Source organism: Streptomyces sp. SM11 (assembly GCF_002910905.1).
GTDB lineage: Bacteria > Actinomycetota > Actinomycetes > Streptomycetales > Streptomycetaceae > Streptomyces.
Map to the genome: position 1 here is coordinate 63060 of NZ_NEUE01000143.1, position 9044 is coordinate 72103.

The following is a 9044-nucleotide window of genomic DNA, read 5'->3' on the forward strand; positions in this document are numbered from 1 at the left end:
CCCCGGCGAGAGCACCGTCGAGACGTGCCGACGAGACTTGCCAGGAGGGACATACTCGGTATACATACTCAGTATGTCCATTCGCCACGGCCTGCTGGCCCTGCTGGAGCGGGGCCCCCGTTACGGGTCCCGACTCCGCACCGAGTTCGAGTCGCGCACCGGCTCCACCTGGCCCCTGAACGTCGGGCAGGTCTACACGACGCTCAGCCGCCTGGAGCGCGACGGCATGATCGTCCAGGACGGTTCGGACGACGCCGGGCACGACCTGTACGCGATCACCGATGACGGCCGCACCGAGCTGCGCACCTGGTTCGGGACGCCCGTGGACCGCACCAGTCCGCCCCGCGACGAACTGGCCATCAAGCTCGCCATGGCCGTGGGGGCGCCCGGCGTCGACATCCGGGACGTCATCCAGTCCCAGCGCCACCACACGCTCAAGGCCATGCAGGACTACACCCGGCTGAAGGCCCAGGCCCTGGCCGACGTCCCGGCCAACCGGGACGAGGTCGCCTGGCTGCTCGTCGTGGAGCAGCTGATCTTCCAGGCGGAGGCCGAGGCCCGCTGGCTCGACCACTGCGAGTCCCGGCTCGTCCGCCTCGCCGAGGCCGCCGCCACCGAGCCCGCCGCCGAGCCCGGCCCCACGGCCACCCGCGGTCCGGCCCGATCGCTGGCCGGCCGGACACGGTCCACGCGCTGACGCCGACGCCCGCAGCACATGCGGTGCCGGTGCCGAAGCAGCCGCCCCCGGTCCGGGCGGTGCCGGTGCTCGCGCCGACAGCCCCTGCGGTGCCCCGTCCCGACGACGCTGCCCACAACCCCGGGCAGTGCCCCGTCCCGACGCCGCCGCTACCCGACCCACCTTGTTCCTAGGGGGAACCACCCACCATGCCCGCGCCCGTCACGCCCCCGCCCCCGCCGTCCTCCGGGACGCCCGGCGGCAGCCCCGTACTCGAACTGCGGGCGCTGACCCGTACCCATGGCTCCGGCATCGCCGAGGTGCACGCCCTGCGCGGGATCCACCTCGCCGTGCACCCGGGCGAACTGGTCGCCGTGATGGGCCCCTCCGGCTCCGGCAAGTCCACCCTGCTGACCCTGGCCGGCGGGCTCGACACCGCCACCAGCGGCCAGGTGGTCATCGAGGGCCAGGACATCGCCGCCCTCGGCCCCAAGGGGATGGCCGCCCTGCGCCGCCGCAGCGTCGGCTACGTCTTCCAGGACTACAACCTCATCCCCGCCCTGACCGCCGCCGAAAACATCGCACTGCCCCGCGAACTCGACGGCGTCTCCGTGCGCAAGGCCCGCAAGGAAGCCCTCGCCGCGCTGGCCGAGATGAAGCTGGAGGAGATCGCCGACCGCTTCCCCGACGAGATGTCCGGCGGCCAGCAGCAGCGCGTCGCCATCGCCCGCGCCCTCGTCGGCGACCGGCGCCTCGTGCTCGCCGACGAGCCGACCGGAGCACTCGACTCCGAGACCGGCGAGGCCGTCCTCGCCCTGCTGCGCACCCGTTGCGACCAGGGCGCGGCCGGCGTCATGGTCACCCACGAGCCCCGGTACGCGGCCTGGGCCGACCGGGTCGTCTTCCTCCGGGACGGCTCGATCGTCGACCAGACGCTCACCACCGGAGCCGACTCCCTCCTCTCCGCCGGAACCGCCGGAACCGCCGAGGCCGCCGCGTGAGCCCCTTCTCCGGTTGGCGCGCCGCCTTCCGCATAGCCCGGCGCGACGCCGCACGGGCCAAGGGCCGCAGCGCCCTGGTCGTCGCGATGATCGCCCTGCCGGTCCTCGGTGTGACCGCCGCCGACCTCACCTACCGCAGCGCCCTGCCCACCAAGGCCGAGGAGCTGACCGCCGAACTGGGCGCGGCCGACGCCCGGTTCACGGCCACGAGCATGGGCCCGATGAAGCTCCAGCAGCTGCCCGACGGCATCAGCTGGAACCCGCCCGAGGGTGCCAAGGACCCGACGCCCGAGGAGCAGGAGAGGCCGGTCGACGTGACCGCGACCTTCCCCGAGGGCTCGCGGCACCTCACCGAGCGGAGGGTGCCCGCGTCGGTGACCACCCGCCACGGCATCACCGACACCGAGATCACCGAACTGCGCATCGACGACCCGATGCTGCGCGGCCGGATCGAGCTGACCGACGGCGCGTACCCCCGGGCCAAGAACGAGATCGCGGCGACCGAGGACTTCATCGAGTCGTCCGGACTGTCCATCGGCGACCGCGTCACCGTGCGCGGCCCCGACCAGACCTACACCCTCACCGGCGCGGTCGAACTCCCCGCCGACCTACGGGCGGACGCCCTGTACGCGCTTCCCGGCTCGGTCATCGCCCCCTGGCAGAAGACAGCCGACGGCGACAAGAACATCCTGCCGCCCCAGGCGACCGACCCGAGGTGGCTGGTCCAGGGCCCGCCCGGAGCGGGCGTCACCTGGCAGGACATCCTCGCCGCCAACGAGAAGGGCGTGGTGATCAAGTCCCGCCAGGTCGTCCTGAATCCGCCGCCGGACTCCGAGGTCCCGATGGCGGCCAGGATGGGCAGCTCGTTCGACAACGACACCGCGCTGACCGCGGCCGCTCTCACGGTGGCCGCCATGGCCGTCCTGGAGATCGTGCTGCTGGCCGGCCCGGCGTTCGCCGTGGGCGCCCGCCGTTCGCGCCGGCAGCTGGGCCTGGTCGGCTCGTGCGGCGGCAGCCGCAGCCAGGTCCGCGCTGTGGTCCTCGCGGGCGGCGCGGTGCTCGGCGGGGTCGGCGCGGTGACCGGCGTCGGCGCCGGGTTCGGCCTGACCGCCCTGTTCCGCCCGATGATCGAGGACTACACGGGCAGCCGCTTCGGCGAACTGACCGTACGGCCCTGGGAGATCCTCGGCATCGGCCTGCTCGGCCTGGTCACCGGCGTCCTCGCCGCACTCGCCCCGGCGATCGTCGCGGGCCGCCAGTCCGTCCTGGAGTCGCTCACCGGCCGGCGCGGCACCCGCCGCGGCTCCCGTGTGCTGCCCGTCATCGGTGTCGTCGCGCTCACGGCCGGCGTCGCGATCGCGGTGTACGGCGGGGTGGCCGGCGACACCGCCCTCGTCGCCGGCGGATCCGTCCTCGCCGAACTCGGCGTCCTCGGCTGCATCCCGGTCATCGTCGGATTCCTCGGCCGGCTCGGCCGACGGCTCCCGCTGACGCCCCGGATGGCCCTGCGCGACGCGGCCCGCAACCGGGGCCGTACCGCCCCCGCCGTCGCCGCCGTGATGGCGGCGGTCGCGGGCAGCGTCGCCATCGCCACGTACACCAGCAGCAGCGCCGCCCAGCAGGCGTACGACTACGAGCCCAACATGACCCCGGGCACCGTCGCGCTGATGGGCTCCGGCAGCGACGGCAAACCGGATCTGGCCCGCTCCCGGGCCGCCGTCGAGCAGAACCTCCCGGTCAGCGGCAAGCGCGCCGACACCGGACGGGTCTGGGCCGGCAGCGACTGCGGGGTCTACTACGAGGAGGAGGCCGGCTGCGGCACGCTCGACCTCGTCAAGCCCACCGGCAAGGCCCACTCCTGCCCGCTGAAGGGCAGGGGCGCCAAGGAGCTCGCCCTGCGGATCTCGGCCGACGAGCACAAACGGCTCATGAACTCCCCGGCCTGCATGGACGAGAACTACACCATGACCGCGTTCGGCACCGACGAGGAAAAGATCGTCATCGGCGCAGCGGACGTGCTCGACTCGTACGTGAAGCTCGACGACCCCGCGGCGAAGAAGGCCCTGGCCGACGGCACCCCCGTCCTGCTGAACTCGGCGTACGCGAAGAACGGCGAGGTCACCCTCAAGGCCACCCACACCTACAACGACCGCGACAAGAAGAACCGGGCCCTGCACCCCGGCAAGGCCCGCACCACCACGGACCGGCTGAAGGTGTACGTCGCGCCGGACCGCTTCGCGGCGACGCCGGGCATCCGGATGGTCATGCCGAAGAAGGCCGCAGAACGGCTCGGCCTGCATGTCGAGGACCACGGCAGCTTCTACTCGCTCAACCGCGACCCCACGGACGCCGAGATGCAGGCGACCTACTCCGCGCTCCAACGGGCCGGGGACCGCGCGTACCTGATGACCTCGAACGAGAGGTTCCGGACGCAGGACGACACGATCCTGCTGATCCTCGCCCTCTTCGCCGGCGTGGTGACCCTGGGCGCGGCGGCCATCACGACCGGGCTGTCCAAGGCCGACGCGGAGGCCGACCTCACCACCCTCAGCGCGGTGGGGGCGCCCCCGGGCGTACGGCGTTCGCTGTCCGGCTTCCAGTGCCTGGTCGTCGCCCTGACCGGCGTGCTCCTGGGAACGGCGGCGGGGCTCGTACCCGCGGTCGCGCTGCGGCTGACCGACCTGCGCGCGGCGCTGGCGGACATGCGGGAGGATCCGATGCAGTCGGCCTACACGCCGATCGTGATGCCGTGGGAGACCATCGGGCTGCTGGCCCTGGTCGTTCCGGTGCTCGCCGGACTGCTCGCCGCCGCCCTCACCAGCTCCCGGCTGACGCTGGCCCGGCGCGCGGGGTGAACGCCCCCTTCCGGCGCTCCCGGAAGGGTTCCGGTGCCCCCGATGACGGTAGATCATCCGTTTTCGGGGGCACCAACGTGGGGTACGGCACGTGTGCGAGACAATGGCGGCATGGAAATGCCGAGGAATGACCGGTCGCAGGAGCACCCGCAGGTCCTTGTCGTGGGCCAGGACGGAATGGCTATCGGCGGCGGTGCCAGTGACGACGAGTCGCGCGAGGTCCCGGTGACGGAAATGGTGGAACAGCCCGCGAAGGTCATGCGCATCGGCAGCATGATCAAGCAGCTTCTGGAGGAGGTCAGGGCGGCTCCTCTCGACGAGGCGAGCCGGGTCAGGCTCAAGGAGATCCACGCCAGCTCCGTGAAGGAGCTGGAGGACGGCCTGGCGCCCGAACTGGTCGAGGAGCTGGAGCGGCTCTCCCTGCCGTTCACCGAGGAGTCCGTGCCCTCCGAGGCCGAGCTCCGGATCGCCCAGGCACAGCTCGTGGGATGGCTGGAGGGGCTCTTCCACGGCATCCAGACGGCGCTGTTCGCCCAGCAGATGGCGGCCCGCGCCCAACTGGAGCAGATGCGCCGCGCACTGCCGCCCGGCACGGGTCACGAGGACGAGGAAGGCATGGCGGACCCGCACGGCCCGATCCGTTCGGGGCCGTATCTGTAGCGGACATCCGCCGCTGGAGACCGAGGACCGAATGGGGCCCGGTGCACATCACGGTGTGCGCCGGGCCCCTCGTCGTCCGCGTGACTGCTTACGCGTAACTGCTTAGGCGTGGCCGTCTACGCGTGCCGGTTCACGTGTTCCTGTTCACGTGTTCCTGTTTGCGTGGAGGGTCAGGCACCGGCCGCCGGGGCGACCAGCAGGACCTTCCCGACGTGCGCGCTGGATTCCAGCACCCGGTGCGCCTCGGCGGCGTCCGCCATCGGCAGCACCCGGTCCACCACGGGCCGGACCACCCCGCCGCCGATCAACGGCCAGACGTGCTCGCGTACGGCGGCGACGATGGCGGCCTTCTCGTGGAGCGGGCGGCCCCGCAGCGAGGTGGCGGTGACGGCGGCCCGCTTGGTCAGCAGGGCGCCGAGGTTCAGCTCTCCCTTGGCGCCGCCCTGGAGGCCGATGACCGCGAGGCGGCCGTTGACGGCGAGCGCCTGCACGTTCCGGTCCAGATATTTGGCGCCGATGAGGTCCAAGATGACATCGGCCCCCGCCCCGGCGGTGTTCTCCCGCAGCTCCTCGACGAAGTCCTGCTCGCGGTAGTTGATGAGGATGTCCGCACCCAGCTCGGCGCACCGGGCGAGCTTCTCCGGGCTGCCCGCCGTGACCGCGACCCGCGCGCCGACCGCCTTCGCCAGCTGGATCGCCATCGTGCCGATGCCGCTGGAGCCGCCGTGGACCAGGAAGGTCTCACCGGGGCGGAGGTGGGACACCATGAAGACGTTGGACCACACCGTCGCGGTGACCTCGGGCAGCGCCGCGGCCTCCACCAGGTCGACGCCCTCCGGTACGGGGAGGAGCTGGCCCGCCGGCACAGCGACCTTCTCCGCGTAACCGCCGCCCGCCAGCAGCGCGCACACCGCGTCTCCGACCGCCCAGCCGGTCACCCCCGGGCCGAGCGCGAGGACACGGCCCGCGCACTCCAGGCCGGGGTAGGGGGACGCGCCGGGCGGCGGGTTGTAGAAGCCCTGCCGCTGGAGCACGTCGGCGCGGTTCACGGCGCTGGAGACGACCTCGACGAGGACCTCGCCGTCGCCGGGTACGGGATCGGGCACCTCGGCCCACACGAGCGCCTCGGGGCCGCCGGGTTCGGGAATCGTGATCGCATGCATGGCCGCGAGGCTACTCCGGCGCGGGGTGCGTTCAGGGACGCGGCGGCATCGAGTTGCCCGGCACCGAGGAGGCGCTGGGGCTCTTCCGCACGATGGTGATGACCCGGTCCGTCAGCTGCAAGGGGCTGGCCGCCGGGTCGTCGTAGCCGAGCAGCCGGTGCCCGCGCAGGACACTGACGACGAGGTCGTCCGTCTCCCGTACGTTCTTGCCCACCTCGGCCTTTATGACCGGCCGTTCCACCAGATCAAGGCCGCTGCCTTGCTGGATCAGGTCCTCCATCACCGTGCCCGCGCTGGGGCTGAGGACGGAGAGGCCGAGCAGCCGCCCGGCGGCACTGGCGCTGGTGATGACGGCGTCGGCGCCGGACTGTCGCAGGAGGGGCGCGTTCTCCTCCTCGCGCACCGCCGCCACGATCTTCGCCCCGCGGTTCAGCTGACGTGCGGTCAGCGCCACCAGGACGGCGGTGTCGTCGCGCTGGGTGGCGATGATGATCTGACGCGCTTTCTGGAGCTCGGCGCGCAGCAGGACATCGCTGCGGGTGGCATCGCCGAGCACACCGGTGAAGCCTTCGGCGTTGGCGGCCTCGATCACCTTGGTGGCCGGATCGACGACGACGATCTGGTCCTTCCGCAGGCCCGTGGAGCAGAGGGTCAGGATCGCCGAGCGGCCCTTCGTGCCGAAGCCGACGACGACGGTGTGGTCACGCAAGTTGGATCTCCAACGCTTCAGCCGGAAGTCCTCCCGGGTCCGTTCCGTGAGGACTTCGAGAGTGGTACCGACGAGGATGATCAGGAAGAGCACGCGAAGCGGTGTCACGAGCACCACGTTGATCAGCCTGGCCCCATCGCTGAACGGTGTGATGTCGCCGTACCCGGTGGTGGAGAGGGTGACCGTCGCGTAATAGATCGCGTCGAGCAGGTCGACCTTGCCGTCGGCGGAGTCGTTGTAGCCGTCGCGGTCGAGCCAGACGATCAGAACGGTCGCGGTCAGCACGAGCAGCGCCATCAGCAGACGCTTGCCGACTTGGCGGGCCGGGCCGTCGACGACCCGGCGGGGGAGCATCACCCGGGTCGGCACGACCACTTCGTCCGCTCGCCTGGCCATCGCATCGTGGCCGGGAAGTTTCACGTGAAACACCCTTCCGTCCACGGCGTCGCCGGGGCCCATGGCAGATCCAGAATCTCCGCCTCGGTGCCGGACCGTACCCCGCCCGGCGGTACGACGGCCAGCCCGTCCGCCGCGGCGATCCCCCGCAGCATCGCGGGCCCGTTGTAGCGCAGTGGCGCGACATGGTCCCGGCCGCCCGCCCGGCCCGCGCGGTGGACCACGGGGACGAGACGGGTGTCGTGCGGATGTCCGTGCACCTCGGCATGGACGAGAGCCCGGTACGCGTCCTGGGCGGGGCGGCCCGCGATGCCCGCGAGCAGCGGCTCCGCGAGCGTCAGCAGCCCCGATACGGCCGCGAGCGGATTGCCGGGCAGCCCGACCAGATAGCGCCCGTCCGACGGTCCCTCCTGCTGCCCCTTCGGCTGTCCCTCCTGCTGTCCCTCCTGCTGTCCGGAAGCCGGGAGCCGCGCCAGCAGCATCGGGTGACCGGGGCGGACGGCCACGCCGTCCACCAGCAGTTCGGCCCCGAGGGCTTCGAGAACCGGATGCACATGGTCGACCGGGCCGGAGGCGGTGCCGCCGGTGGTGACGATCAGGTCGGCGTCGGAGCCGGAGAGGGCATCGCGCAGCGCCCCGGCATCATCCCCGAGGCGTACGGGCCCGGAGACCTCGGCGCCCAGGGCGCGCAGCCAGGGGCCGAGCATGGGGCCCAGCGCGTCACGGATCAGCCCGTCGTGCGGCAGACCGGCGGCGAGCAGTTCGTCGCCGAGGACGAGGATGTCGACGCGTGGCCGGGGCACGACGGGCAGCGCGTCGTACCCGGCGGCGGCGGCGAGACCGAGCACGGCCGGGGTCACGACCGTCCCGGCCGGAACGAGCTGCTCACCCGAACGGCACTCCTGGCCCCGGGGCCTGATGTCCTGCCCGGTGACCACCGGCCGCCGGGCATGCAGCAGCCCCTTGTCCCCGTCGGCATGCGCGTTCTCGCTGCGGATGACCGCCGTGGTGTCGGGCGGGACGCGGGCGCCGGTGGCGATCCGTACGGCGGCGCCATCGGGCAGCGGGGTGGCCGGGCCGCGTCCGGCCAGGAGCCCAGCCCCGGCCTCGAACGCCCAGGGCCCGGGCCCGGCTACGGCCCAGCCGTCCATGGCCGAGGTGTCGAAGGACGGCAGATCAGTGAGCGCGCCGAGTTCCTCGGCCAGCACATGCCCGAGCGCACGGTCGAGCGGCAACCGGATCGTCGCGGTCGGACCGCCACGCCCGGCCCTCGCCGCGACCGCCCGCGCCCGGCCCCAGGACACGGCTGGGGGCCGGGACGAAGAAGACGGGGACGGGGGTGCGGATGGGGACGGGGGTGCGGATGGGGACGGGGGTGCGGATGGGGACCTGGACGGGGGTGGGGATGGGGACGGGGCGGGGAACCGGACAGGGCTTTCGGGCCGGTCCTCCGGTGCTTCCGGCAAGGGTGCCTCCGGCGTGGGGGTTCCCGGCGGGAACTCCATGGGGTCACTCGTGGAATCCCCGGGGGAGACCCGATCGGACCGGGGCCGCTGATCGCTTTCGGACGCCCGGACGGTGGCG

7 protein-coding genes are annotated in these 9044 nt (G+C 72.6%); 4 read left to right on the top strand and 3 right to left on the bottom strand.

Features of this window, described 5'->3' with window-relative positions; genetic code table 11:
- The first annotated feature begins 73 nt into the window (after nt 1-73).
- From B9S58_RS12240 to B9S58_RS12255, 4 genes are all read left to right on the top strand, one after another.
- Complete coding sequence (locus B9S58_RS12240; protein ID WP_103532148.1) at nt 74-697, top strand: PadR family transcriptional regulator; 624 nt, start codon at nt 74-76, stop codon at nt 695-697.
- 188 nt (nt 698-885) lie between these two features.
- A complete protein-coding gene (locus B9S58_RS12245) occupies nt 886-1677 on the top strand; it encodes an ABC transporter ATP-binding protein (RefSeq protein ID WP_103532149.1) in 792 nt (263 codons plus the stop codon).
- Nucleotides 1674-4532, top strand: a complete 2859-nt coding sequence (locus tag B9S58_RS12250; protein WP_103532150.1) for an FtsX-like permease family protein — start codon at nt 1674-1676, stop codon at nt 4530-4532. Before B9S58_RS12245 ends, B9S58_RS12250 begins: the two co-directional genes overlap by 4 nt.
- A gap of 111 nt (nt 4533-4643) precedes the next feature.
- Nucleotides 4644-5192 carry a bacterial proteasome activator family protein gene (locus B9S58_RS12255; RefSeq protein ID WP_103532151.1) on the top strand — a complete coding sequence of 183 codons (549 nt, stop codon included), beginning with the start codon at nt 4644-4646 and terminating at the stop codon, nt 5190-5192.
- Between the two features lie 170 nt (nt 5193-5362).
- Here the strand turns inward: B9S58_RS12255 and B9S58_RS12260 are convergent, their stop codons facing one another.
- Genes B9S58_RS12260 through B9S58_RS12270 form a run of 3 tightly spaced genes read right to left on the bottom strand, consistent with a single transcriptional unit; the run spans nt 5363 to nt 8965 of the window.
- Nucleotides 5363-6355 (bottom strand): NAD(P)H-quinone oxidoreductase, encoded by a 993-nt coding sequence (locus B9S58_RS12260; protein WP_103532152.1) that lies wholly within the window; start codon nt 6353-6355, stop codon nt 5363-5365.
- 31 nt (nt 6356-6386) lie between these two features.
- A complete protein-coding gene (locus B9S58_RS12265) occupies nt 6387-7523 on the bottom strand; it encodes a TrkA family potassium uptake protein (protein ID WP_103532153.1) in 1137 nt (378 codons plus the stop codon).
- Nucleotides 7481-8965: a molybdopterin molybdotransferase MoeA gene (locus tag B9S58_RS12270; RefSeq protein ID WP_258044395.1), complete on the bottom strand. Its 1485-nt coding sequence runs from the start codon at nt 8963-8965 to the stop codon at nt 7481-7483. Before B9S58_RS12270 ends, B9S58_RS12265 begins: the two co-directional genes overlap by 43 nt.
- Nucleotides 8966-9044 lie beyond the last annotated feature (79 nt).

Coding starts and splice junctions, on each gene's coding strand:
- B9S58_RS12240 (WP_103532148.1), top strand. CDS start 74: ATGTCCATTCGCCACGGCCTGCTGGCCCTGCTGGAGCGGGGCCCCCGT.
- B9S58_RS12245 (WP_103532149.1), top strand. CDS start 886: ATGCCCGCGCCCGTCACGCCCCCGCCCCCGCCGTCCTCCGGGACGCCC.
- B9S58_RS12255 (WP_103532151.1), top strand. CDS start 4,644: ATGGAAATGCCGAGGAATGACCGGTCGCAGGAGCACCCGCAGGTCCTT.
- B9S58_RS12260 (WP_103532152.1), bottom strand. CDS start 6,355: ATGCATGCGATCACGATTCCCGAACCCGGCGGCCCCGAGGCGCTCGTG.
- B9S58_RS12265 (WP_103532153.1), bottom strand. CDS start 7,523: ATGGGCCCCGGCGACGCCGTGGACGGAAGGGTGTTTCACGTGAAACTT.
- B9S58_RS12270 (WP_258044395.1), bottom strand. CDS start 8,965: ATGGAGTTCCCGCCGGGAACCCCCACGCCGGAGGCACCCTTGCCGGAA.